22 protein-coding genes are annotated in these 23,993 nt (G+C 74.2%); 11 read left to right on the forward strand and 11 right to left on the reverse strand.

Annotated features, from left to right (window positions below; translation table 11 throughout):
• Nucleotides 1-164 precede the first annotated feature (164 nt).
• The gene (locus ACI8AG_RS18030; protein WP_456598099.1) at nt 165-1,169 is read left to right on the forward strand and encodes an anti-sigma factor RsbA family regulatory protein; all 1,005 of its coding nucleotides are present in this window, start codon (nt 165-167) and stop codon (nt 1,167-1,169) included.
• A 46-nt stretch (nt 1,170-1,215) separates the two neighbouring features.
• Nucleotides 1,216-1,719: a MarR family winged helix-turn-helix transcriptional regulator gene (locus ACI8AG_RS18035; protein WP_456598100.1), complete on the forward strand. Its 504-nt coding sequence runs from the start codon at nt 1,216-1,218 to the stop codon at nt 1,717-1,719.
• Between the two features lie 14 nt (nt 1,720-1,733).
• Here the strand turns inward: ACI8AG_RS18035 and ACI8AG_RS18040 are convergent, their stop codons facing one another.
• The 3 genes from ACI8AG_RS18040 to ACI8AG_RS18050 all read right to left on the reverse strand — a co-directional run bounded on the left by ACI8AG_RS18040 (nt 1,734) and on the right by ACI8AG_RS18050 (nt 5,316).
• A complete protein-coding gene (locus ACI8AG_RS18040; RefSeq protein ID WP_456598101.1) occupies nt 1,734-3,575 on the reverse strand; it encodes a diguanylate cyclase domain-containing protein in 1,842 nt (613 codons plus the stop codon).
• 66 nt (nt 3,576-3,641) lie between these two features.
• Nucleotides 3,642-4,655, reverse strand: coding sequence for an ATP-dependent DNA ligase (locus tag ACI8AG_RS18045; RefSeq protein WP_456598102.1), 1,014 nt, complete (start codon nt 4,653-4,655; stop codon nt 3,642-3,644).
• A 127-nt stretch (nt 4,656-4,782) separates the two neighbouring features.
• Complete coding sequence (locus ACI8AG_RS18050) at nt 4,783-5,316, reverse strand: NUDIX domain-containing protein (RefSeq protein ID WP_456598103.1); 534 nt, start codon at nt 5,314-5,316, stop codon at nt 4,783-4,785.
• A 38-nt stretch (nt 5,317-5,354) separates the two neighbouring features.
• On the opposite strand from ACI8AG_RS18050, the gene ACI8AG_RS18055 reads away from it, so the two are divergent.
• Together ACI8AG_RS18055 and ACI8AG_RS18060 are read left to right on the forward strand one after the other, a co-directional pair.
• On the forward strand, nt 5,355-5,828 hold the full coding sequence (locus ACI8AG_RS18055; RefSeq protein WP_456589803.1) for a DnaJ family domain-containing protein: 474 nt from the start codon (nt 5,355-5,357) through the stop codon (nt 5,826-5,828).
• Between the two features lie 103 nt (nt 5,829-5,931).
• A complete protein-coding gene (locus ACI8AG_RS18060; RefSeq protein WP_456589802.1) occupies nt 5,932-6,099 on the forward strand; it encodes a hypothetical protein in 168 nt (55 codons plus the stop codon).
• 112 nt (nt 6,100-6,211) lie between these two features.
• Here the strand turns inward: ACI8AG_RS18060 and ACI8AG_RS18065 are convergent, their stop codons facing one another.
• Nucleotides 6,212-6,622 carry a hypothetical protein gene (locus ACI8AG_RS18065; RefSeq protein ID WP_456598104.1) on the reverse strand — a complete coding sequence of 137 codons (411 nt, stop codon included), beginning with the start codon at nt 6,620-6,622 and terminating at the stop codon, nt 6,212-6,214.
• Nucleotides 6,623-6,709: 87 nt separating this feature from the next.
• Here ACI8AG_RS18065 and ACI8AG_RS18070 point away from each other — a divergent pair, with 87 nt between their 5' ends.
• A complete protein-coding gene (locus ACI8AG_RS18070; protein ID WP_456598105.1) occupies nt 6,710-7,489 on the forward strand; it encodes a helix-turn-helix domain-containing protein in 780 nt (259 codons plus the stop codon).
• Between the two features lie 3 nt (nt 7,490-7,492).
• On the opposite strand, the gene ACI8AG_RS18075 is transcribed toward ACI8AG_RS18070, so the two are convergent.
• From ACI8AG_RS18075 to ACI8AG_RS18085, 3 genes are all read right to left on the reverse strand, one after another.
• The gene (locus tag ACI8AG_RS18075; protein ID WP_456598106.1) at nt 7,493-7,624 is read right to left on the reverse strand and encodes a hypothetical protein; all 132 of its coding nucleotides are present in this window, start codon (nt 7,622-7,624) and stop codon (nt 7,493-7,495) included.
• A gap of 101 nt (nt 7,625-7,725) precedes the next feature.
• Nucleotides 7,726-9,615 (reverse strand): hydantoinase B/oxoprolinase family protein, encoded by a 1,890-nt coding sequence (locus ACI8AG_RS18080; RefSeq protein WP_456589798.1) that lies wholly within the window; start codon nt 9,613-9,615, stop codon nt 7,726-7,728.
• Nucleotides 9,612-11,684 carry a hydantoinase/oxoprolinase family protein gene (locus ACI8AG_RS18085; protein WP_456598107.1) on the reverse strand — a complete coding sequence of 691 codons (2,073 nt, stop codon included), beginning with the start codon at nt 11,682-11,684 and terminating at the stop codon, nt 9,612-9,614. Before ACI8AG_RS18085 ends, ACI8AG_RS18080 begins: the two co-directional genes overlap by 4 nt.
• An 88-nt stretch (nt 11,685-11,772) precedes the next feature.
• Between ACI8AG_RS18085 and ACI8AG_RS18090 the strand changes: the two genes are divergently transcribed.
• Together ACI8AG_RS18090 and ACI8AG_RS18095 are read left to right on the forward strand one after the other, a co-directional pair.
• Nucleotides 11,773-12,927: a glycerate kinase gene (locus ACI8AG_RS18090; protein WP_456598108.1), complete on the forward strand. Its 1,155-nt coding sequence runs from the start codon at nt 11,773-11,775 to the stop codon at nt 12,925-12,927.
• 91 nt (nt 12,928-13,018) lie between these two features.
• Nucleotides 13,019-14,356 carry a pectate lyase family protein gene (locus tag ACI8AG_RS18095; RefSeq protein WP_456598109.1) on the forward strand — a complete coding sequence of 446 codons (1,338 nt, stop codon included), beginning with the start codon at nt 13,019-13,021 and terminating at the stop codon, nt 14,354-14,356.
• A gap of 74 nt (nt 14,357-14,430) precedes the next feature.
• On the opposite strand, the gene ACI8AG_RS18100 is transcribed toward ACI8AG_RS18095, so the two are convergent.
• From ACI8AG_RS18100 to ACI8AG_RS18115, 4 genes are read right to left on the reverse strand one after another with little or no spacing between them, the layout of a single operon-like run.
• Complete coding sequence (locus ACI8AG_RS18100) at nt 14,431-15,519, reverse strand: M24 family metallopeptidase (protein WP_456589794.1); 1,089 nt, start codon at nt 15,517-15,519, stop codon at nt 14,431-14,433.
• 6 nt (nt 15,520-15,525) lie between these two features.
• A complete protein-coding gene (locus tag ACI8AG_RS18105) occupies nt 15,526-16,620 on the reverse strand; it encodes a LacI family DNA-binding transcriptional regulator (RefSeq protein WP_456598110.1) in 1,095 nt (364 codons plus the stop codon).
• Nucleotides 16,617-17,528: a DUF6807 domain-containing protein gene (locus ACI8AG_RS18110; RefSeq protein WP_456598111.1), complete on the reverse strand. Its 912-nt coding sequence runs from the start codon at nt 17,526-17,528 to the stop codon at nt 16,617-16,619. Before ACI8AG_RS18110 ends, ACI8AG_RS18105 begins: the two co-directional genes overlap by 4 nt.
• Nucleotides 17,529-17,530: 2 nt before the next feature.
• Nucleotides 17,531-18,718 (reverse strand): Gfo/Idh/MocA family protein, encoded by a 1,188-nt coding sequence (locus ACI8AG_RS18115; protein ID WP_456598112.1) that lies wholly within the window; start codon nt 18,716-18,718, stop codon nt 17,531-17,533.
• A 398-nt stretch (nt 18,719-19,116) separates the two neighbouring features.
• Here ACI8AG_RS18115 and ACI8AG_RS18120 point away from each other — a divergent pair, with 398 nt between their 5' ends.
• From ACI8AG_RS18120 to ACI8AG_RS18135, 4 genes are all read left to right on the forward strand, one after another.
• Nucleotides 19,117-20,091 (forward strand): carbohydrate ABC transporter permease, encoded by a 975-nt coding sequence (locus tag ACI8AG_RS18120; RefSeq protein WP_456598113.1) that lies wholly within the window; start codon nt 19,117-19,119, stop codon nt 20,089-20,091.
• A gap of 19 nt (nt 20,092-20,110) precedes the next feature.
• Complete coding sequence (locus ACI8AG_RS18125) at nt 20,111-20,971, forward strand: carbohydrate ABC transporter permease (RefSeq protein ID WP_456589789.1); 861 nt, start codon at nt 20,111-20,113, stop codon at nt 20,969-20,971.
• Nucleotides 20,972-21,015: 44 nt separating this feature from the next.
• Entirely contained in the window at nt 21,016-22,371 is a 1,356-nt protein-coding gene (locus ACI8AG_RS18130; RefSeq protein WP_456598114.1) for an ABC transporter substrate-binding protein, read from the forward strand.
• A 182-nt stretch (nt 22,372-22,553) separates the two neighbouring features.
• Nucleotides 22,554-23,972 (forward strand): Gfo/Idh/MocA family protein, encoded by a 1,419-nt coding sequence (locus tag ACI8AG_RS18135; protein WP_456598115.1) that lies wholly within the window; start codon nt 22,554-22,556, stop codon nt 23,970-23,972.
• Nucleotides 23,973-23,993: the final 21 nt, after the last annotated feature.

Consider the following 23,993-nt stretch of genomic DNA (forward strand, 5'->3'; position numbering starts at 1 on the left):
TGGGGTGGACACCCCGCCGCCACCGGTGCGTCCGCCCCCGGGCAGCCCCAAGGGGTGAACGGGACCCACCCCGCCGCGCGCTGCCGGTGCCGCGTGGCCCAGGATGTCGCAGAATGCTCAACCAGCCGGCCGGAAGGCTCCGGCCCAAGGGCGCAGGGGGCTGCATGGCTCAGGTGAGGGACGGGGACGCCGCGGTGGCCGGCCCGGTCGCCTGCCACCCTGCGCCCGCGCAGCAGGTGCGCACCCACACCGCCGCGCTGGTCGGCTCGGACGCGGAGCTGCTCGCGGCCGTCCTGCCCTACCTGGACGAGGGCCTGCGCGACGACGACCTGGTCGTTCTCTGCTGCCCGCCGCAGACGGCGGCGCTGATCGGCGGGGGGCTGGGGGAGCGCGCCGGCGCCCTGGCAGCGGACCCCCGGGTGTCCCTGCTCGACACCTCCGTGCCCGATGCCGTCGCCGCCACCTGGGAACTGATGCGACGGGCGAGGGAGACCGGCTCGGGCCGGCTGCGCGTCGTCGGTCAGGTGCAGTTCGGCTCCGCGCCGCGGAACTGGCGGGAAGGCCTGCGCTACGAGGCCGCCGTCAACATCCTGCTGGCCGCACGGCCGGTCTCGGCGCTGTGCCTGTTCGACCGCCGCGAGCTCCCGGCCGAGGTGCTGGCCGGCGCGGCCGCCACGCACCCCGAGCTGCTCACCGGCGGCCGGGTGGAGCGGAGCGGGGCGTTCGAGGAACCCGCCGACTACGTGCGCCGGCTGCCGCTCCCCCGGGAGCCGATGGAGGCCGGTGCGCCGGCGCTCGCGGTCGAGGACGCGCCGTCGCTGGCCTACCTCCGCCAGGAGCTCCGCACGGTGATCACGGCCCGGGTTCCCGACCGGGACCAGGCCGCGGACCTGCACCTGGCCGCCAGCGAGATCGCCTCCAACGCCTTCCGGCACGGGTCCCGACCGGTCTCCGCGTACGTGTGGGCCGACGGCGAGGGGCTGGTGTGCACGATCACCGACCAGGGCGCCGGCTTCGACCTGCCTTGGGCAGGTTTCCGCCCCGCGCACGGGGTCGACCTCGCCAACGGCGGGATGGGGCTGTGGCTGGCGCGCAAGCTGTGGGACCACGTGGACCTGCTCCCCGGTCCGTCCGGCTTCTCGGTCCGGCTCAGCAGCCGGCTGCGCTGATGCGCGGCGGCCTGGCTGCGCGGTCGGGGCCGTTACGGTGAGCGACGTGGAGGACGCCGTCGACCTGATCCTCGAGCAGTGGGCTCGGGAACGCCCGGATCTGGACTGCTCTCCGATGGGGATCATCGGGCGCATCACGCAGCTGCAGCGGGAGGTCCACCTCGCGCAGCGGGACACCTTCGCCCGGCACGGTCTCGACGCGCCGTCCTTCGACGTCCTGGCGGCGCTCCGGCGGGCGGGAGCGCCCTACCAGCTCACTCCTACCGCCCTGATGCGCACGGCGCTGGTCACCTCCGGGGCGATCACCCAGCGGCTGGACCGGCTGGAGGAGCGGGGCCTGATCACCCGTGAGCGCAGCGAGGCCGACGGGCGGGCCGTCGTGGTCACGCTCACCGACGCCGGCCGGGCGGCCCTGGACGCAGCGCTGCCCGACCACCTGGAGACCGAGCGGCGCCTGCTGGAGGCCCTGCCGTCGGGGGACCGGGAGCAGCTCGCGGCGCTGCTGCGCCGCCTGCTCGTGGGCCTGGGCCGGGTGCCGCAGCAGCCCTGACCCGTGGAGCGGGTTCAGCCGAGCACGGTGTCCGTCGCCGCCAGCAGGGCGCGCGAGTCCTTGCCCGACCGCTTCGCGGCGTACATCGCGGTGTCCGCCCGGTGCAGCAGCTCCTCGGCCGTGCAGCCGGCCACGCCCAGCGCGCCGCCGATGCTGGCGGTCACGGTGATCGTGCGGTCGCCGACCTCCACGGGGGCCCGGAGCGCCGCGAGCAGGCGGTCGGCGACCTCGCGCAGGCGGTCGCCGTCGGCGTCGTCGAGCAGGAGGGCGAACTCGTCGCCGCCCAGCCGCGCCACCACGTCGTCCCCCCGCACGTCGGCGGACAGCCGGGCGGCGACGGCCAGCAGGAGGTCGTCCCCGGCCGCGTGCCCCAGGGTGTCGTTCACGCTCTTGAAGTCGTCGACGTCGACGAAGAGCACCGCCGGGGCGGCGCCCGGGGCGGTGGCGGTGGTGGCCTGGGCCAGCCGTTCGTTGAAGGCGGTGCGGTTGAGCAGCCCGGTCAGCGGATCGGTGCGGGCCTGACGGCGCAGCTCGTCCTCGAAGAGCTTCCGGTCCGTGACCTCCCGGAAGTTCACGACCCAGCCCTCGATGCCGGCGGCGTCCACGCGACCGCTGATCCGCATCTCGACCCACCGGGTGCCACCCGAGCTGTGCTGCACCCGGATGTCGGTGTCCACGACGCCGGAGTCCCCGCCTGACGAGTGGCCGGCCGCGGCGACGGCGGCCCGGAGGCGCGGCTGGTCGCGGGGGTCGGCCAGCGAGACGGCGTCGCGCCCGACGTAGTACGCCGGGGGACGACCGAGCAGCGACTGGACGGCCGGGCTCATGTAGGTGACCGTCCCCGCGGCGTCGACGATGGCGATGACGTCGGCCGCGCTCTCCAGCAGGAGCTGCAGCCGGGCCTCGCTCGCGGTCAGCGCGAGCCGGGTGCGTTCCCGCTCCCGGCTGAGCGCGAGCAGCCGCCAGAGGGCGAGCCCGGTCAGCAGCGCGCTCCCGCCGCCCAGGACGTAGCCGACCTCACCGTGGTCCGCGGTCCACAGGATCAGGACGGCGGGGCTGACCAGCAGGGCGGCGCCCACGGTGACGACCCGGCCGAAGGTGGTGTCCCCGTCGGTGGCGGGGCCGGGCCCCAGCGCGGTGACCGAGGGGTGCCGGCCGGCCAGGCAGAGCGCGGCGACGGGGAGCAGCGACAGCGGGTCCAGCACCCCCGACCCCCGCAGCGTGGAGCCGGTGAGGATGGCGCCGCCGTATGCCGCCACGGCCAGCGCGGCGGCGGCGAACAGCGCCGTCGTGGTGACCGTCCGGCCCCGGGTGAGGGCCAGCGGCACGCAGACGACGAGCAGGACGGCGGTGAGCACGGGGGTCCCGACGCTGACCTCGACCAGGTTCTCCCCCTGCCTGTGCGGGTCGCCCTGCACCGCGAGGAGGATGAGACCGGCCGCCAGCAGGAGGGTGAGGGTGTCGGTCCAGGAGGCCCAGTCCCGTCGCCGCCGGCCGCCGCGGACCACCCCCACCGCCCCGACGACGAGTGCCGCGTACGCGGCGACGTCGAGCGCGGATTCCAGCGGTGCGCTGACCCCCGGTGCGAGGCCGGCCTGCGCGGCGACGTCCGCCACGCAGCTCAGCGCGAAGAAGACGAGTCCGGCCGCCAGGCCGGACCAGGCGACGACGAGCGGGGTCCGGTGCCGTCGCAGCGCGGTCAGCACCCCGGCGGTCCCGAGGGCGTAGAGCGCGATCTCGGCGGCCGGCCGCCACGGGCCGACCGGGACGAGCGCCACGACGAGGCCGATGCCCAGCACGAGCACCGCCGTGTGCAGCCATGCGGCACGGGCGGTCGGGGCGTCGGAACCGGTCACGCGAACCCATCGGCAGCGACGACGCCCTCCTTTGATCACCTCATCCCACCGGGGGAGGTGCCGGCGTCAGGGCAGTAGGGGGAGGTCCTCGGGGCGTAGGTCGGGTCGCACCCGGACGAAGCGCAGCGGGTGGCGGAACACCCCGGCCTGGAGGGCCGCGTCGGCGCTCACCTCGACGACGGTGGTCGGTTGCACGCGGGTCAGCGGCACGGCGAGACGGCCGCCGCCGAACCGCCCGGTGCCGATGCGCTCGGGCCACGGGTGGTCGGTGCCGGCCGGGCGCAGGACGCCGGCCAGCTCGGCCGACTGCGCCGGTGTGAGCGGGCTGCTGCGGCCGACGACGACCAGTTCACCGTCGCGGTAGCGGCCGGCCACCAGCTGACCGGGGCGCTCGAGGGAGCCGATGACGCCGCCGGCGAGCACCTCGGTGGTCTCCCAGCTCTTGACCTTCAGCCACTCCCGGCGTCCCGGCGCGTAACGGGTCGCCGCTCCCTTCACCACCAGCCCCTCGACGCCGGCCGGGCGGAAGTCGTCGGACCACTGCCGCGCCTCGACGGGGTCGGCGGTCACCGGCGAGAGCTGCAGCGGCGGGGCCCAGCCGCCGGCCAGCTGCTCGAGGGCGGCCCGGCGCTTGGTGAACGTCCGGCCGCGGAGGTCCTCCCCGCCGGCGGCGAGCAGGTCGAACGCGACGTAGGAGGCCGGTGCGGTCGCCACCTCCGCGGCGATGCGGCCGGCCGAGGTCACCAGGCGCCGCTGCAGCAACCCGAAGTCCAGCCGGTCGCCGTGCCAGATGACGACCTCGCCGTCGACCACCGTGCCGGCGGGCACCTGGGCGAGGGCGGCGGCCGCCACGTCGGGGAACCGGTCGGTGAGCTCGCGCCCCTGCTTGGACCACAGCCGGGTCGAGCCGTGGTCGCGCACGATCACCAGCCGGTAGCCGTCCCACTTGGGCTCGTACCGGCAGCCGCCGGTCAGCGCCGTGGGGGGCGGGATGTCGCGCACCGGCTTGGCCAGCTCCACGGCGACCGGCCCGGCGAGCTCGGGCGGCAGCGCGGGCAGACCCGGGGCGGACAGGGGCACCCGGACAGCCTGCTGGCCGGCCGGGCGCCGCGCACGCCGGCAGCGGCAGGTCACACCCGTTCGAGGGCCGGTCGCCACGCTGCGGGGTCGGTGGGCTGCGCCGGCCCATCCCCCGATCGTCGTCAGGTCAGCGGGCCGCCCGTCCCAGCCCCAGGAGGGCGTAGGCCGCCAGCGAGGGGCCGTCGGTGAACCGGCCGTCCAGGATCATGGCGCGCAACTCGTCCTCGGGCACGAACGCGCAGATCATGTCCGCCTCGGTCACCTCCCGGGCGGTGGCGCCGACCGTGAGGTCGGTGGCCAGCCAGACGTCGAACCGCTGGGTGGACAGGCCCGGCGCCAGGTCGAGGCGGCCCAGGTGGGTCAGGGACCCGGCCCGCAGGCCGGTCTCCTCGGCGAGCTCGGCCCGGGCCAGCGCCTCGGCCGTGCCCTGCGCGCCGTGGGACCAGGTGCCCTGCGGGAACTCCCAGGCGCGGCGGCCGACGGGGTGGCGGAACTGCTCCACGAGCCAGAAGCCGTCCCGCTCGGCGGGCAGCACCAGCGCGAAATCGGGCTTCTCCACCACGCCGTAGACGCCGGTGGAGCCGTCGGCCCGCTCCACGCTGTCCTCCCGCACCCGGATCCACGGGTTGCGGTACACCTCTCGGCTGCTCGTCGTCCGCATGGTGGCGAGCCTGGCAGATGCGTGGACCATGGACGGTGATGACCGAGCGGAAGCCCCCGGGGGTCTCGTTCGAGACCTGGGTGGAGACCCAGATCGCCCAGGCGCGCGAGCGCGGGGACTTCGACCGCCTGAGCGGTGCCGGCAAGCCGATCGCCGGCCTCGACCGGGAGCAGACGGCCTACGACTGGGCGGTGGCCAAGGCCCGGCGCGAAGGCGTCGAGACGGCGGCCATGCTGCCGCCCGGGCTGGCGTTGCGGCGGGAGCGCGACCAGCTGCCCGCCCGGGCCGCGCGGCTGACGACGGCGGCGGAGGTGCGGGCGCTCGCGGAGGACTACAACGCCCGGGTGGAGGCATTCTGGCGCCGGCCGCAGGAGAGCCGCTGGTCGCCGGTGCCGGGCCTGGCCGACGTCGACGCGCTCGTGGCGTCCTGGGAGCGCGACCGGCCGCCGCCCGCGCCCGCCCCGGTGGAGCCCGCGCCACCGCCCCGTCGCCGCTGGTGGCGCCGCCCCTGACCCGCGCCGGTGCGGCCGGGCACGCCGGCGTTCGCCGCTGGCGTATCCCGCGTCGGAGGCGCCGGGCCCGGGTAGGGGCCGGGTACGCCGAGAGGAGGTCGAGATGACCGAAGTACCAGGGACCGACCGGGACGACGCCCGGGAGAACGTGCTCGAGGAGACCCCGGTCACGCCGGAGGGCGTCGAGCAGGACACCTCCACGGAGGGCGACGAGGGGCAGACCGGCGACCAGGCCAAGCCGGAGTCCGGGAGCACCGAGCCGCTGACCTGACCGGCTCCGCGCAGTGCCCCCGTCAGCAGGCTGGCGGGGGCGCTGCGCGGGTTTCGCTCCTGGCCGGTGCAGATCGGCGCCTCCTGGCCCTCGGGGCCCGGCCACCACGGGGTCAGCGTCGGCGCAGGCCGAGCAGTTGCAGCGCCGCGAACCCGGCGACGACCGCGGCCTGCAGGACGAGCCAGACGGCGCCGAGGGTGGTCGGGGACCACCACCCGGCGACGACGGCGACGACGCTGAGGGCGGCCCACAGCAGGTTGCCGCCGACGATGGCCTCCACGGCCGCGGTGCTCGGGCGGCGGCGTGCCGCGACGAGCCAGACGGCGGCGGCGGCGTAGCCGAGCAGGAACACGCCGGCGCCGCGGAGGAGGCCGGCGGGCAGGCCCAGGGGGCCGTCCAGCAGCGGTGCGGCCAGCAGGTACGCCGCGCCGTTCGCGGCGGTGACGACGGCGTCGATGCGGAGGGCCGGGCGGAGCAGGTCGCCGGCCCCCAGGGGCGAGGGGGCGGGGTGCATGGTGGTCATGCCGGCAACGGTGGCGGCGCGCAGGCCGCGGGTCGATTACCTGGGAGGTAAGCGACACGGGGCACCGTCGTCGCTAGCGTCGGCGGCGTGACCGGTGGAGTCGTGCAGGACCGCCACGTCGGTGAGCTGCTGCGCACGTGGCGGCAGCGCCGCCGGCTCAGCCAGCTCGACCTCGCCGGCGCGGCGGGGGTCTCCTCCCGGCACCTGAGCTTCGTCGAGACCGGCCGCGCCCGGCCCAGCCGCGACATGGTGCTGCACCTGGCCGAGCAGCTCGAGATCCCGCTCGGTGCTCGTAACGAGCTCCTGGCGGCGGCCGGCTTCGCCCCCGCCTACCGCCGTCGGGATCTCGCGGATCCCGACATGGGCACGGTCCGCGCCGCGATCGACCTCGTGCTCGCCGCGTACGAGCCGTTCCCCGCGGTCGTCGTCGACCGGTCCTGGTGCCTCGTGGCGGCCAACCGGGCCGTCGCCGCGCTCACCGAGGGCGCTGCCCCGCACCTGCTGGAGCCGCCGGTCAACGTGCTGCGACTGAGCCTGCACCCCGACGGCCTGGCTCCGCGGATCCTGAACCTGCCGCAGTGGCGGCGGCACGTCCTGCACCGGCTGGGCCGCGAGGCGCACCTGAGCGGTGACCCGGGGCTGGCCGCGCTGCACCGGGAGCTTCTCGCGCTGCCCGGAGGCAGCGACCGCAGCGTCCCCGACGGCATCGCCGTCCCGCTGCGCCTCCGGGTGGGTCCGGAGGTGCTCAGCTTCCTGAGCACCGTCACGACGTTCGGCACCGCCGTCGACCTCACCGCCGCCGAGCTCAGCATCGAGGCCTTCCTGCCCGCCGACAGCCGCACCGCCGGCGCGCTGGGTGCGGGGTAGGGCTCAGTCGTCCCGGTTCTCGTCCGCCTTCTCGGCGTCGAGCTCGCGGGTGGCCATGCCGCCGTGGCCGCCCTCGTCGTACTGGCCGGGCCGCAGGTTGTTCGGCTGGTCGTCGTCCTCGCGCGGTTCGGTCATGCCCGGAGCCTGCCCCACCGGCGAGGAGCGCGCAGGCAAAGGAAGCTATGCATGCGGAATCGGTCGCCGAACCACATGCATAGCTTCCTTCGCCTGGGCCTCTAGAGGAGGTCGAACTCGTTGAACGCCGCGCCGCCGGAGAGGGTGGCGTAGCCCGGGCCGCGGTCGAAGAACGGCTCCTCGCCCGTGCGGGCGGCCCGCATCGACGCGCGCAGCTCCTCGGTGGCGGCCGGGTCCGCCGTGCCGTCCTCGAGGACGACCACGCCGTAGTCCGCCCGCGCGCCCTCGACCGACACCTTGCGCCAGGCGATGTCCCGCAGCACCTCGTCGACCGGGCGGTCCAGCGGGTCGCCCCAGCCGCCGCCGCCGGTGGTCCGGATGCGCACCACCGTGCCGGCCTTGAGCGGCTCGGCGTCGGCCAGCGCATCGACCTCGTGCTCGTCGGGGCCGCCCGGGTCGACGGTGATCTGGAACGGCCGCCCGGCCTTGCCGCCCTTGACCCCCCAGCAGGCGAGGATCGAGCGGTCGGCGATCGACATGAAGTGCGCATCGCGCAGCACGCGGATGTGCTTCTCGTAGCCGCAGCCGCCGCGGTAGCGGCCCGGGCCACCCGAGTCCATCGCCAGGCCCAGCCGCTCCACCCGCAGCGGGAAGCGGCCCTCGGTGAACTCGGTGGGCAGGTTCCGGGAGTCCGGGACGACGTGGATCGTGTCCTCGCCGTCGGCGTAGTACCGCCCGCCCGAGCCGCCGCCCAGCACCTCCCGCATCAGGTACGGCTGCCCGTCGAAGTCCGTGCCGTAGACGCCGGTGTAGCGGATCGTCTCCTGGTCGGCCGGCATCCGGCCGCCGGTGGCCTTGGCCAGCACCCCGGCCAGGACGCCGAGCAGCCGCAGGATCACGAACGTCCGCGCGTTGGTGGGTGCGGGGAAGATCGGGGTGAGCAGCGTGCCCTTCTCCGGGAACCGCATCTCGATCAGCGGGACGACGCCCTCGTTGACGTCCAGCTGGGCCATGCGCTCGGGGCTCTCGGCCAGATTGCGCAGGATCGGCGCCAGCCACTTCTTGAGGAAGTTGCCGTCGGCGTAGTCACCGCAGTGGTTGATCGGTCCCTTGGCTTGCGGGCCGGTGCCGGTGAAGTCGATGACCAGCGGGGTCTCCTTGGTGGAGTCCATGGTCAGCGTGATCCGCTGGCGGTGCAGCTGCGGCTCCTCGACGCCGTCGTGCTCGGCGTAGTCCTCCCACACGTAGGTGCCGTCGGGGATCTGGCTGAGGATCTCCCGCCGGTAGACCTCCGTGGAGCTGTCGAGGATCGCGTCGAACGAGGCCTCCACCGCCGGCACCCCGTACCGGTCGAACAGCTCGCCCAGCCGCCGGGCACCGGCCAGGCAGGCCGAGCACTCGGCGTCGAGGTCGGCGGCGAGCGAGTCGGGCATCCGCGAGTTGCGGGTCATGATCTTCAGCGCGCTCTCGTTGGGCACGCCGCGGTCCCACAGCTTGATCGGGGGGACCATCAGGCCTTCCTCGTACACGCTGGTCGCCGCGCTCGGCATGGACCCGGGCACCGCGCCGCCGATGTCGTCGTGGTGGCCGAACGCCTGGATGAAGGCGACGACGCGCTCGGCGCCGTCCACGTGCGCGAACACGGGCACCGTCACGCAGAGGTCGGGCAGGTGGCCGATTCCGCCCTCGGAGGCGTAGACGTCGTTGTGGAAGTAGACGTCCCCGGGGTTCATCGTCTCGATCGGGTAGTCGCGCACCACGGGGTGCACGAGCGCCGAGTACGAGCGGCCGGTGAGCTTGCGCAGGTTCCGGTCATGGATGCCGGCGCGGAAGTCGTGCGCATCCCGGATCATCGGCGAGCGAGAGGTCCGGCCGATGGAGGTCTCGACCTCCTTCTCGATCGCGGCCAGCGTGCCGGCGACGATCTCGACGAGGACGGGGTCGGCGTCGACCTTCGTGGCGTTCAGGGGACCGGTGGGGAACGTCGTCACTGGTCCGACTCCTTCGTGAGGATCAGGTTGCCGTAGCTGTCCACGGTGGCGGTGAAGCCCGGGTGCACCGGGACGGTGGAGCCGAACTCCTCGACGATCGCCGGGCCGCTGACCACGTCACCGGCGGCGAGGTCGGGGCGGTTGTACGTGGGCGTCTCCACCCAGTCGTCGAAGAAGACGGGACGCGAACCCGTGACGGCCCGGTCCGTCCCGCCGTTCCCGGGCGCCAGCTCGACCAGGTCGGGCCGGCGGATCGGGCCGATGCCGCTCACGCGAAGGTTGACCCACTCCACGGCCTGACGCGGGTCGTCGGCGAAGTCGTAGCCGTAGAGCTGGCGGTGCGCGGCGTGGAACGCCTCGGCGACCTGCTCGGTGGCCGCCGCGTCCAGCTCGCCCTCGGCGACCGGCACCCGCACCTCGAACGCCTGGCCGACGTAGCGCAGGTCCGCCGTCCGCTGCATGCGCTGGGCGTCGCGGGCGAAGCCCTCGCCGTCCAGCGCCTCTTGCGCCTGGGCCTCGAGGTCGGCGTAGACCGCGCGCACCCGGGCCAGGTCGAGGTCGACGTGCTTGCTGATCACGGTCTGCACGTAGTCGTTGCGGACGTCGACGGTGAGCAGGCCGAACGCGCTGACGTTGCCCGGGTTCGGCGGTACCAGCGTGCGCGGCAGGTTGAGGATGTCCATGAGCCGGCACGCCAGCAGGGAGCCGGAGCCGCCGAAGGTGGTCAGCGTGAAGTCGCGGACGTCGAGGCCCTTGGCGACCGTCACCTGGCGCAGCGCGTTGGCCTGGTTCCACGCGGAGATCTCCAGGATCCCGGTCGCGGTGCGCTCCAGGGAGAGGTCCAGTTTCGCGCCGAGCTGCTCCAGCCCGGCCCGCGCCGCGTCGACCGACAGCGGGATCTCCCCGCCCAGCAGGTGCGGGGGGATCCGGCCCAGGACGACGTGCGCGTCGGTGACGGTCGGCTGGTCGCCGCCGTTCGGGTAGCAGATCGGGCCGGGGTCGGCGCCGGCCGACTTCGGGCCCACCTTGAGCGTGCCCTCGGGCGAGAGCCAGGCGATCGAGCCGCCGCCGGCGCCGACGGTGACGACGTCGATCATCGGGATCTTGCTGGGGTAGTCGCCGACCGAGCCCTCGGTGGTGAGCGCGGGCTCGCCGTCGATGACCACGGTGACGTCGGTGGAGGTGCCGCCGCCGTCGCAGGTGAGCACCCGGTCGAACCCGGCCGTGCCCGCGATCAGCGCGGCGCCGAGCGCACCGGCGGCGGGGCCGGAGAGCATCGTGGTGATCGGCTGGTGCACGACCTCCGCGGCCGACAGCACGCCGCCGTTGCTCTTCATCACGTAGAACGGCACGCCGGGCGCGATCTCGTCGAGCCGGGTGCGGATGTTGGTGACGTAGGCGCCCACCTTGGGCTTGACGGCGGCGTCGACCAGTGTGGTCACCGACCGCTCGTACTCGCGGTACTCGCGCAGCACCTGGGAGCTGATGCTCACCACGGCGTCCGGGTGCTCCTCGCGGAGCACCTCGAGCATGCGGCGCTCGTGCGCGTCGTCCGCGTAGGCGTGCAGGAAGCAGACCCCGATCGTCGAGATGCCGGCCTCGCGGAAGAACCGGGCCGCGGCGCGGGCGTCGTCCTCGTCGAAGGGGCGCACCTCGGCGCCGGTGTGGTCCAGCCGCCCGCGGACGGTGCGCACCAGATCGGCCGGGACGATGCGGGGCGGCTTGACCCAGAAGTAGCTGTTGCCGTAGCCGTCGGGCACCGACTGACGGGCGATCTCCAGCACCGACTCGTAGCCCTCGGTGGTGATGAAGCCCAGCCGGTCGAGCTTGCCCTCGAGCAGCTGGTTGGTCGCGACCGTCGTCCCGTGGCTGACGGCGGTGACCGCCTCGCCGGTCAGCCCCATGAGGTCGAGGACCTTGCGGACACCCGTGAGGAAGCCCTCGGCCGGGTCGGCGGGGGTGGAAGGGGTCTTGGTGGTGGTCGTCCGACCGGTCTCCTCGTCCACGGCGACGACGTCGGTGAACGTCCCGCCGGTGTCGATGCCGATGCGGACCCGGCGCGTACTCATGGGATGAAACCTTAGCGCTGAGATATCCATGGGGGAAGCGGTTCGAGGATCCCACCGCAGGGAAAGCGGTTGCCTTAGCCTTCGGTGCGTGACCCAGGTCTCGATCGTCGTCGCCCCCGACAAGTTCAAGGGCAGTATGACCGCCGCCGCGGCGGCGGACGCCATGGCTGCCGGCTGCCGGGACGCGCTACCGGACTGCCGGGTCGTCGCCGTCCCGGTGGCCGACGGTGGCGACGGGACCGTCGACGTCCTGCGCCGGGCCGGGGCGCGGCTGGTCCGCCGCAGGGTCACCGGCCCGGTGGGCGGAGAGGTCGACGCGGACCTGGCGATCATCGGCGACACGGTCTACGTCGAGACGGCGCAGGCGTGCGGGCTGCGGCACGTGCCGCAGCCTGGACCGGCCACCGCCCGCACGGCGACGACGTACGGCGTGGGGCAGCTGATCACCGCGGGCCTGGACCTGGGCTACCGCAGGTTCGTGCTGGGGCTCGGCGGCAGCGCGACCACCGACGGCGGGGCCGGCATGGCCGTCGCCCTCGGCGCCCGGATGCTCGACGCGTCCGGGCGGGAGCTCCCTCCGGGAGGGGCGGCGCTGGCGGAGCTGGGAACCGTGGACACCGCCGGGCTCGACCACCGCCTGCGCGAGGTGGACGCCGTGCTCGCCTGCGACGTGGACAACCCGCTCACCGGTCCGGCAGGCGCTGCCGCGGTGTTCGCACCGCAGAAGGGGGCCGACCCGGCGACCGTGGCCGAGCTCGATGCCGCCCTGGCCGTCTACGGGGACCGGCTGGCGGCGATGCGCGGCGGCGATCTCGCCGCCCGGCCCGGCGCCGGCGCCGCCGGGGGGCTGGGCGTCGGCGGGATGGCGTTCCTCGGGGCCCGGGCGGCGTCGGGCATCGACCTGCTGCTGGAGCTGCTCGACCTCCCGGCCGTCGTCCGCGGGGCAGACCTGGTGCTCATCGGCGAAGGGCACCTGGACGACCAGAGCCTGGCCGGCAAGGCGCCGCTGGGGGTCGCCCGCCTGGCCCGGCAGCACGGGGCGGACGTGGTGGCGGTCGCGGGTCAGGTGAGCGCCCCGCCCGACCTGCTGCGGGCCGCCGGAATCCGGGCGGCGCACGCCCTGGCGGCCCGGGCGGAGGGCGTGGACGACGCGCTCCGCCGGGCGGCAGAGCTGCTGCGCGCCACCACCGCCGCCGCGGTGGCGGAGTGGGCGGCGTCCCGATCCGGTACCGCGCAGGGCTGACGCACGCCGCGCGGACGACCGTTGACACCCGGAAAGCGCTTTACCTAATGTGGCGCACGCCACAGAAAGCGATTTCCCGAGGGAGTCCCGCATGCGTCCGTTCCATCGCGCGGTGGTCGCCGGAGCCGCCGGAGCACTGCTCGTCACACTCCTCCCGACCGGCGCGGCCTCCGCGCGCGGCGGCGATCTGGGCCGGGAGGCGCTCGGCCCGCAGGACGGCTGGGCCGCGGCCGAGGGCGGCACGACGGGGGGCCGGGCCGCGAGCGCCGACCACGTCTTCCACGTCGACACCTGGGAGGAGTTCCGCGCGGCGCTCGGGGGCGACGCCGCACGCGGCGACACGACCCCGCGCATCGTCTACGTGCACGGGGTGCTCGACGCGAACCTGCGCACACCCGACGGCGCTGTCGACTGCGCCGCCTACGAGGTCGAGGGCTTCGACATGCAGGACTACATCGACGCCTACGCGCCGGAGGTGTGGGGGACCGAGACCGAGCCCGCCGGCCCGCTCGAGGACGCCCGGGCGGCGTCGGCAGCCGTGCAGAACGCCCAGATCCGCCAGTACGTCGGCTCGAACGTCACCATCGTGGGCGTCGGCCGGGACGCCGGGATCGTCGGGGCGGCGCTCACGGTCCGGGGCTCCGACAACGTGATCATCCGCAACCTGCGGCTGTCCGACGCCTACGACTGCTTCACCGCCTGGGACCCGACCGACGGCGACGCCGGGGCCTGGAACGCCGACTACGACAACCTGTGGATCGCCGAGTCCACCCACGTCTGGGTCGACCACAACACCTTCGACGACGGGCGCAACCCCCCGGAGTCGCTGCCCACCGTCCACGGCGCACGCTTCGAGGTGCACGACGGGCTGCTGGACATCACCAACGGCGCCGACCTGGTCACCGTCTCGTGGAACGAGTTCCTCGACCACGACAAGACCAACCTGATCGGCTCCTCGAACAGCCGGACCAGCGACCGCGGCACGCTCCGGGTCACCTTCCACCACAACCTCTGGCAGGACATCGGCCAGCGGGCACCGCGGGTGCGGTACGGCGACGTGCACGTCTACAACAACCTGTACGTCGTCACCAACCCCGAGTACTACAGCTACACGTGGGGGGTCGGGGTCGAGGCCGAGATCATCGCGGAGAACAACGCCTTCCTCCTGCACCCGGCGATCGACCGCGCCGACGTCGTCGAGGACTGGCGCGGTGACCGGCTCACCGACGCTGGGCTCGCGGAGTCCGGCACCCTCGTCCGCGGGGGCGGGAACGGCCGGGTGAGCCTGGTCGAGGCCTACAACGCCGCCCACGAACCGGACATCCCGACCACGGTGAGCTGGACGCCGGCCTTCGTCGAGCGTCTCGACCCGACGTCCGCCGTGCCCGGGCTGGTGCGGGCCGGGGCCGGCAGCGGCGAGCTCCGCTGAGCGCCGTCCCGAGGTGAGGGCGCCGTCCCCCCGGCCATGCCGGGGGGACGGCGCCCTCGCGGGCTCCCGGGCGGTCAGCGCACGAGGACGTCGGGGCGCGGCAGCCCGAGCGCATCGGGCGTCTGCGGCCACACCCCGTCGGTGGTCAGCACCTCGAGGCCGTCGGGGCCCAGCAGCACCGTGTCCTCGGCCTTGACCCCGGGGGCCGACGGGTTCCAGGCGAACGCCTGGTGGAGGACCACCGGGACGCGGCTGCCGGGCGTGGCGACCGGGTCGCGCCCCCAGTAGCCCGTCGGCCCGCCCTGGTGGTGCCGGGTCCACTCGTCGGCGCGGAACCCGGCGGCGGCGTACGCGGCGATGCCGGCGGCCAGGGCGTCGCCCACCGTGCGGCCGGGGACCGTCGCGGCGAGGAAGGCCGTCTCGACCTCCCGGATGCGGGCGGCCGCGCCGGCGTCCTCCCGGCCCGGCCCGCCCAGGCGGACCCACCGGGTGGCGTTGGCGATCAGCCCGTGGCGCCGGGCGCAGACGACGAGCATCACCCGGTGGCCCAGCGGCCCGGCGGTGGGCAGCGCGTGGCGGAAGGGCAGCCGATCCTCCCCGGCGACCAGCACGACCACCGGATCGGCGCCCCGGGCGACGAGCTCGCCGGCGAGCAGCGCGGCCGCCTCCCGCTCGGGCATCCGCGGGTGCAGCCGCAACGCGGCCGTGGTGAGCGCCTCCGCGGCGTCCCGGCCCAGCGCCCGGTACCGCTCCCGCTCGGCCGGCAGCAGCGCCGCCCGGGCCGCCCGGAGCCCCTCGGCGGCCGCCGGCTCGTCCTCGTGCAGGACTCCCGGTGCGCCCGGCGCGAGCTCGGGCCCCAGCAGCGGGGCCCACCAGTCGGTCACCCGGACGTCGACCGCCGCGGGCAGCTCCTCGGCGCGGAGCCGGTCCACCTCGTTCCCGGGCACGATCACGGCGTCCCCGTCGGCGTCCACGACGACCGCGAGGACGCCGCGTTCCGCGGAGAGGCGGACGGCCGGCCGGGCGCCGTCGAGGTACCAGGCCAGCGCACCGACGCTGGTCAGCACGAGGCGCTCGCGCCCGGCGTCGCGGAGCAGGCGCAGGACCCGCTCGCGCTTGACGCCGCGATCGGCGGCCGACGGTGCGGCCGGGTCCGGGGACACGTCGCCTCAGCGCAGCCGGCGGGTGCTGTCGCGCAGCACCACCTCGGCGTGGACCTTCACGCTGCGCGGCTCGGCATCCGGTTCGGCGTCGAGAGCGAGCTGGGCGGCCTGGACCCCCATCTCCTCCAGCGGGAGCCGCACCGAGGTGAGCGCCGGGACGACGTCGCGCAGGGTGGGGATGTCGTCGAAGCCGGCCAGCGAGACGTCACCGGGCACGTCGACACCTGCTTTCCGCAGACCCGAGAGCGCACCGAGCGCCATCACGTCGTTGACGGCGAAGATGCAGCTGGCCCGGAGCCCGTCCTCTACCAGCCGGGTGACCATCTCCTCGCCGCCCTCGTGCGTGAAGGCCCCGTGCAGCACCTGCATGTTCCCGAGGGGAACCCCCTCGTCGGCCAGCCCGTCGCGGAACCCGGCGACCCGGTCGCGGGACGCCAGCAGGCCCGTCGGCCCGGCGAGCACGGCGAACTCCCGGTGCCCGAGGCGGCACAGCTCCCGGGCCAGCTTCCGCGCGCCGGCGCGGTTCTGCGGCACGACCGCGTGCGTTCCCAGCCGGTTCTGGCTGATGACCGCGGCGCGGCCACCGGCGGCCGTGTAGCCGTCGAGCTCCTTGGCCAGCCGTTCGTTGTGGGCCCGGTCCGTGGTGCGGCTGCCGCAGATGATCAGCGCGCGCGAGCGGTGCGAACGCATGGTGGCCACGAACTCCAGCTCGCGCTGGAGGTCGCTGTGCGTGCTGGCCAGCAGGACGACCAGCTCCCGCTCCTCGACGTGCCGCATGACACCCCGGGCGATGCTGGAGAAGTACGGGTCGAGGACGTCATGGATGATCAGCCCAACGACGTTGCTCGCCCCGCGGGCCACGGCCTGCGCCTGTGCGTTCGGCGTGTACTGCAGCTCGCGGGCGGCGGCCAGCACCCGTCCGCGGTGCGGCTCGCCCACCGAGCGGCTGCCGCTGAGCACGCGCGAGGCGGTGGCCAGGGAGACGCCGGCCTGGGCGGCGACCTCGGCGAGCAGGACCGGGCCGGCCCGCCGGGCACCGTCGGGCCCGGCGGCGCCCGGACCCGGCCTGCGGCGGGGGGGCTCCTGCGCGGGGGTGGTCACGGCCCGTCCTCGGCGGCGGCGGTCAACGCGCGGGTGATGCCGTCGGGACCGGGCGTCCCGTCGGCGATCAGGGCGCGGAAGCTCCGCGTGGTCTCCTCGCCGGGGGCCAGCAGCACCGGCCGTTCGGCGGCCAGCTGCGAGCCCAGGCCCGGGTAGTCGGCGACCCGGACGAACCACGGGTCTGCCCGTGCCTGGTCATCGAGCCCGGCCAGCGCCACCGTCACAGGATCCGGACCGCCGGCGGAGTACGCCACCCAGGGCGCCACCGCGCCGTGCACGGCATCCTCCCCTTCGGCGTCCGCGGTGGTGACCCGCGCGTCCGGCGCGGTGGGCAGCCGCCAGAACAGCCCGCCGTACCCGGCCCCGGACCGCCCGTGGGTGGCCGGGCTGCCCAGCTGCAGCTGCGCACCCGTCGCGTTGCGCAGGCGGGTGGAGAGGTCGAGGGTCCACCCGCCCGGCAGGTCGGCCGCGCGTGCCCGGAGGGTGCGCTCCTCGGTGAGCAGGACCTCGCCGCGGGGCCCGCGCCACTCGAGGGTCTCGGTGAACCCCGTGGCGTCCCGGGAGCGCCAGCCGGTGTGCACCTGCCGGCCGTGGTCGGCCCGCCACGTGTACCCCTCCCCGGCCAGGTACGTCCGACCGCCCCAGATGTTGGCCCCCCCGACGTCCTGCAGGGTCACCGAGACGCCCAGGTGCCACCGGTGGTCCTCGGGCTGGGCGTCGGTCACCGGGCGGCCGGACAACGTGGTCACCGGGTGCAGGAACGGCCGGGGGGCCAGGACCGCCGGCAGGTCGGCGCCGTCGCAGTAGGTGGCGACGACGACGTCGCCGACCCGCAGCGTGGCGAGCGTCCTGCCCGCCGGCACCGGGTGCTCCGGGACGTGGCCCTGGTGGACCCCCTTGAGCGCCATCGTCAGGCTCCCGCCGCGCCGGTCGGCAGATCGGTGCGCGTGCCGGGCCGGGCCCACGGCGCGTCGAGCTCGGAGAACAGCCGCAGCTGCTCGGCGGCGTCGTCGACCAGTTGGTCGATCCCGGGCACGACCTGGTGGCGGGCCGGGCCCGCGCCCTCGCTCCGCCGGTTGTGGGCCGGGATCTCGATCGGGTCCGGCGCGCAGCGGACCGCCTCGACGATGCGCATGAAGGAGTGGGTCTGCGCCGGCGGCACGAGGAGCGGAACGCTGCGGTCGGCGATGTGCGCCAGCAGGTTCTCCAGCAGGTCGGTGCTCGGGTGCGTCGTCGTCTCGTCCACCTCGCCGGCCTGCAGCCGCACCGTGCCGGTCTTGTAGGACAGCGTGATCCGGCCGGCCGAGCCGTGGACCACCAGTTGGGGGTCGCGGGGGCGCTCGGCGGCCAGCGTGGCCGCGATGACGATCGTCACGCCGTCGGCGGTCCGCACCCGCAGGCAGGAGGTGTCGTCGGCCTCGATCGGGTTCGCCCGGTAGAGCTCCACCTCGATGGCGGCCAGCGAGCCGGGGCCGGTCGCCCCGGTGAGCGCCAGCGCGGTGGCGACGGCGTGGGCGAACGGGTTGGTCAGGGCGCCGTCCACCACCGGGACCCCGTCGACGGTGCGCCGGCCGGCCCAGGGGGCCCGGTCGTAGTAGGAGGCGTCCCGGACCCAGGCGCAGGCGCCGCCCACGCCCCGGAGCGAGCCGATCGCCCCCTCGGCCACGAGCGAGCGCACCCGCCCGATGGCCGCCGAGCCCAGGCTCTGGAAACCGACCTGGCAGGCCATGCCGGTCGCCTCGATGCCGGCGACCAGGCGCTCGAAATCCGCCATGGTCGGCGCCGGCGGCTTCTCCAGCAGCACGTGGCTGCCGGCCCTGGCCGCGGTCAGCGACAGGTCCGTGTGGGTGTGGATCGGGGTGCAGATGATCGTGACGTCGGGGGCCACGCGGGTGAGCAGGTCATCCAGGGCCGGGGACACCGGCACGTCACCGGCCAGCTCGGCCAGCTCGTCGTCGAGCGGCCGGGGGTCGCAGATCCCGACCAGCCGGATCCCGCTGGAGGCGCTCAGGCGACGGAGGTTCTGCAGGTGCCAGCGCCCGTGGCCGTGGGCTCCGACGAGGACCACGCGGCCGGCCGGCCCGGACGTCTCCGACACCGTTCCCCCGTTCCACCCAGTGCGGTCGCCCGGTGGGCCGCAGCGCTGCCGAGCGTAGCGACGGTCACCTGCCCTGGAAAGGGGTTGCCGACGACGCGCCTCCACGGCTGCGGTTCCCCGGCTCCTTGTGGAGACGAATACGCAGGTCAGCGCGGTGCGGGAAGCGCGTGCGGTGATCTGCGCCGGATCGACCCATTGACATGGTTTCGGCGGTTGGTTAGAAAGCGCTTGCCGCACTGTGACTCACCGCACAGCTCCTCGCGGGGGGTGCAGCCGCCGGCTCGTGGCGGGAGCAGGTCGTCGCGGGAGGCTCTAGAAAGCGCTTACCAAGTGTGATGCACTGCACTCCGTCCACCCGGCGAACCCGTCCGCCGAGCTCTGCAGAGAGGTGAGAGCCCGTGTCGTCCACGCTCGACGTCTCGTCGCGTGCACGCCCGCACGACGAGGCTCCCCCCGGGGGGCGCAACGCGTCGTCGCCCGGAAAGCGGCGGCGCAGCAGGCAGTCCGGCCGGCTGGTGCCCTACCTGTTCCTCGCACCGTGGTTCGCCGGCCTGCTGTTCATCACCGCCGGCCCCATCCTGGCGTCGGCCTACCTGTCCTTCACCGACTACAGCCTCATCGGCTCGCCGGAGTGGGTCGGGCTGGCCAACTTCGAGCGGATGTTCGACGACCCGCGCTTCTACCAGTCGCTCAGGGTCACGTTCACCTACGTCGTCGTCTCGGTGCCGCTGCAGCTGGCGTTCGCGCTGTTCCTGGCGATGATCCTCGACCGCGGCCTGCGCGGCCTGGCGCTGTACCGGTCCATCTACTACCTGCCGTCGCTGATCGGCGGGAGCGTCGCGATCGCCATCCTGTGGCGGCAGATCTTCGGCTCCGACGGCCTGCTCAACCAGGTGCTCCGGTTCGTCGGGTTCGACAACCCGCCCGGCTGGGTCTCCGACCCCGACTACGCCCTCGGCACGCTGATCGTCCTGAACGTCTGGACCTTCGGTGCCCCGATGGTCATCTTCCTGGCCGGCCTGCGGCAGATCCCGACGATGTACTACGAGGCGGCGTCCCTGGACGGCGCGGGGAAGGTCCGGCAGTTCTTCCAGGTCACCCTGCCGCTGCTCTCGCCGATCATCTTCTTCAACCTCGTGCTGCAGACGATCAACGCGTTCCAGACCTTCACGCAGGCGTTCATCGTCAGCGGCGGCACCGGTGGCCCGGCCGACTCGACGCTGTTCTACACGCTCTACCTCTACCAGCGCGGCTTCGGGAACTTCGACATGGGCTACGCGTCCGCGCTCGCCTGGTTCCTCCTGCTCATCGTCGGTGGGCTGACCGCGATCAACTTCCTCGCATCGAAGTACTGGGTGTTCTATGGCGACTGACCTGACCGTGGCCCCCCCTGTGGCTGCCACGGAGAAGCTGCCCGACCGTCGGAAGAAGCAGCGGCCGCGCTGGCTGGCGCACACCGTTCTCATCCTGGGCGCGCTGCTCATGCTCTACCCGCTGCTGTGGATGCTCTCGAGCTCGTTCAAGTTCACCGAGGACATCTTCAGCCAGACCGGGCTGATCCCCGAGCGCGTCACCGCGCAGAACTACCCCGAGGGCTGGACGGCGCTGCCCCGGGACTTCGGCCACTACATCTGGAACTCGCTGATCATCGTCGCCGGTTCGATCATCGGGAACCTGCTGGCCTGCTCCCTGGCGGCCTACGCGTTCGCCCGGCTCGACTTCCGGTTCAAGAAGGTCTGGTTCGCGATCATGCTCGGCACGATGATGCTGCCGATCCACGTGGTGATCGTCCCGCAGTACATCCTCTTCTCCGAGCTGGACTGGATCAACACGTTCTGGCCGTTGATCGTGCCGAAGCTGCTGGCCACCGACGGCTTCTTCATCTTCCTGATGGTGCAGTTCATCCGGGGCATCCCGACCGAGCTGGACGAGGCCGCGCGGATCGACGGCTGCGGCCACTGGGCGATCTTCTGGCGGATCGTGATCCCGCTGTCGGTGCCGGCCCTGGCGACCACGGCGATCTTCACCTTCATCTGGACCTGGAACGACTTCTTCAGCCAGCTGATCTTCCTGACCGACCCCGAGATGTACACCGTCCCGGTTGCCCTGCGGACGTTCGTCGACGCGACCAGCCAGACGCCGTGGGGTCCTGTCTTCGCCATGTCGATCGTCGCCCTGGCGCCGGTCTTCGGCTTCTTCCTCGCGGGCCAGCGCTATCTCGTCCGAGGCATCGCCACCACGGGGCTCAAGTGACACCCCCCAGCACACGTGACAGCACTTACAAGGAGGTAAGGAACGTGCACACGATCCAGAGATTCGGGATGCGGGCGTCCTGGCCCACCCGCCTCGGCGTGACCGGCGGCGTCCTCGGGCTGCTGCTGACCACCGCTGCGTGCGGTGGCGACGGCGGCGGCGCGGCCGCTGACGGCGGCACCACCCGCGAGGACGGGCCGGTCACGATGCGGATGTCGTGGTGGGGGAGCGACACCCGGCACGCCGCCACGCAGGAGCTGATCGACCTCTACGAGTCGCAGAACGAAGGCGTCACCATCGAGGGCGACTTCACCGGGTTCGCCGACTACTGGGACAGGCTGGCCACCAACACCGCCGGCGGCCAGGCGCCCTGCGTCATGCAGCAGGACACCCGGTACGTGCGTGAGTACGCCGACCGCAACGCACTGCTGGACCTGACGCCGTACATCGAGGACGGCACGATCGACACCGGCAACCTCGACGAGAACGTCGCCGAGACCGGCATGGTGGACGACGCCACCTACGCGATCCCCACCGGTGTGAACGCCTTCTCCGTGGTCGTGGACCCGCAGGCCTACGCCACCGCCGGGGTGGAGATCCCCGACGGCGAGTCCTGGACGTGGGAGGAGATGGTCGAGACCGCCGCCCAGGTCACGGAGGCGACCGGCGGTCAGGTGTACGGCATGCAGGCCATGGGCCTCAACGGCGGCGACACCAACTTCGAGATCTACGCGCGTGAGCAGGGCGAGGCGCTGTTCGACGAGAACGGCGAGATCGGCTTCACCGCCGAGACGCTGGCCGAGTGGTGGAACATCGAGAAGCAGGCGTCGGAGTCCGGCGCCGAGCCACCGCCCTCCACCACGGTCGAGGTGTTCAACGGCGGGGTCGACCAGGCGCTGGTCGCCACCGGCCGCGGGGCCTCCGGGTTCTGGTGGACCAACGAGCTGCCGGCGCTGACCGCCGGAGCCGGCCACGAGCTCCAGCTGATGCGGTTCCCCACCGAGGCGGGGGACGGCGAGACGGGGATGTACCTCAAGCCGGCCATGTTCTGGGCGATCAGCAGCGACTGCGAGAGCCCGCAGGAGGCCGCGATGTTCCTCGACTGGCTGATCAACTCCGAGGAGGCGGTCGAGATCATCAAGGCCGACCGCGGGCTGCCGGTGAACACCGAGCTGCGCGAGCAGATCGCTCCGTCCCTGGACGCGCCGGGCCAGGCCGCCATCGCGTTCGTCGAGGAGATCACCCCCGACCTGCAGGAGCCGCCGGCGCTGCCCCCGCAGGGCGCAGGTGAGGTGCAGGCGATCCTGCAGCGCTACACCGAGCAGATCCTGTTCGACCAGATCTCGGTGGAGGACGCCGCCGAGCGGTTCATGTCCGAGGTCGAGGCGGCGATCGCCTGATCACCGGCCGGGGGGGGGGGGGGGGGGGGGGGGGGGGGGGGGGGGGGGGGGCCCGCGGGGGCGCCCCGCCCCCCCCCCCCCCCCCCCCCCCCACCCCCCCCCCCCCCCCCCCCCCCCCCCCCCCCCCCCCCCCCCCCCCCCCCACCGCCCCGCGCCACCCGTCCGACCACCGAGAGGGAGACGTGACCTCCACCGACTCGTCCGCGCCCCCGGCGCCGCGCAGGTACGCGATCGTCGGCACCGGCCACCGCGCGGAGATGTACGTCGCGGCGCTGCTGGGCAGCCACGCCGACGTGGGCCGGCTGGTCGCCCTCTGCGACCCCAACCGCGTCCGCATGGCCTACTACCAGCGCCAGTACGCCGCGGCCCACCCCGGCGCGGCGCCCCTGCCGGCGTACGCGCCGCAGGACTTCGACTCGATGCTCGAGGCCGAGCGCCCGGACACCGTCATCGTCGCCAGCGTCGACCACACGCACGCGGAGTACGTCTCCCGCGCGCTGCGCGCCGGGCACGACGTCATCTGCGAGAAGCCGCTCACCACCGACGCCGCGGGCTGCGCCACGATCGTGGACGCGGTCGCCGACAGCGGGCGCGACCTGGTCGTCACCTTCAACTACCGCTACTCGCCGCGGAACGCCGCCGTCCGCCGGCTCGTCGCCGAGGGCGCGATCGGCGCGGTCACCTCGGTGCACTTCGAGTGGGTGCTGGACTCCGTCCACGGCGCCGACTACTTCCGCCGCTGGCACCGGGACAAGTCGCTGTCCGGCGGCCTGTTCGTGCACAAGGCCACGCACCACTTCGACCTGGTCAACTGGTGGGTCGACGCGGTTCCCGAGACCGTCTTCGCCCTCGGCGACCTGCGCTTCTACGGCGACGCCAACGCGAAGGAGCGGGGCCTGGGCGAACGTCCGGCGCGCAGCCACGGCGCCCCGGACGCCGGCCGCGACCCGTTCGCCCTCGACCTGGCCGGGAACGACCGGCTGCGCGCGCTCTACCTCGACGCCGAGGCCGAGGACGGTTACATCCGGGACCAGGACGTCTTCGCGCCCGGCATCACCATCGAGGACAACATGGCGCTGCTGCTCGGCTACGGCGGCGGCCCGATGCTCAGCTACTCGCTCAACGCCCACGGCCCGTGGGAGGGCTACCGGGTGAGCATCAACGGCACCGAGGGCCGGATCGAGCTGTCGGTGGTCGAGCGGGCGGCGGTGGTCGCCGCCGACGACGTCATCGGCGGGTTCGGCGTGGCCGTCGATCCCAGCGCCACCCTCGAGGCGGCCCCGGCGTCCTCCGGTGCCCGCACCGAGGGCACCGAGCTGCTGCTGCAGCGCCGCTGGGAGACCGCCCAGCGGATCCAGGTGCCGGAGGGGCCCGGCGCGCACGGTGGCGGCGACGCCCTCCTCCTCGACGACCTGTTCCGCCCCGGCACCCGACCCGACCCGCTCGGCCAGGCGGCCGGCTGGCTCGACGGCGTCCGCAGCGTCCTCGTCGGCGCGGCCGCCAACCGGTCCCTGACCACCGGCCAGGTCGTGCACCTGGCCGACTTCGGCATCCCGCTGCGGCCCGAGGTCGCAGCCGCTCCCGCCGGGAGCACCCGATGACCCCTTCACCCGCCCCGGAGG

It is taken from the genome of Blastococcus sp. SYSU DS0552 (genome assembly GCF_054050815.1).

Coding starts and splice junctions, on each gene's coding strand:
- ACI8AG_RS18030 (WP_456598099.1), top strand. CDS start 165: ATGGCTCAGGTGAGGGACGGGGACGCCGCGGTGGCCGGCCCGGTCGCC.
- ACI8AG_RS18050 (WP_456598103.1), bottom strand. CDS start 5,316: ATGCGGACGACGAGCAGCCGAGAGGTGTACCGCAACCCGTGGATCCGG.
- ACI8AG_RS18055 (WP_456589803.1), top strand. CDS start 5,355: ATGACCGAGCGGAAGCCCCCGGGGGTCTCGTTCGAGACCTGGGTGGAG.
- ACI8AG_RS18060 (WP_456589802.1), top strand. CDS start 5,932: ATGACCGAAGTACCAGGGACCGACCGGGACGACGCCCGGGAGAACGTG.
- ACI8AG_RS18065 (WP_456598104.1), bottom strand. CDS start 6,622: ATGACCACCATGCACCCCGCCCCCTCGCCCCTGGGGGCCGGCGACCTG.
- ACI8AG_RS18075 (WP_456598106.1), bottom strand. CDS start 7,624: ATGACCGAACCGCGCGAGGACGACGACCAGCCGAACAACCTGCGGCCC.
- ACI8AG_RS18085 (WP_456598107.1), bottom strand. CDS start 11,684: ATGAGTACGCGCCGGGTCCGCATCGGCATCGACACCGGCGGGACGTTC.
- ACI8AG_RS18095 (WP_456598109.1), top strand. CDS start 13,019: ATGCGTCCGTTCCATCGCGCGGTGGTCGCCGGAGCCGCCGGAGCACTG.
- ACI8AG_RS18110 (WP_456598111.1), bottom strand. CDS start 17,528: ATGGCGCTCAAGGGGGTCCACCAGGGCCACGTCCCGGAGCACCCGGTG.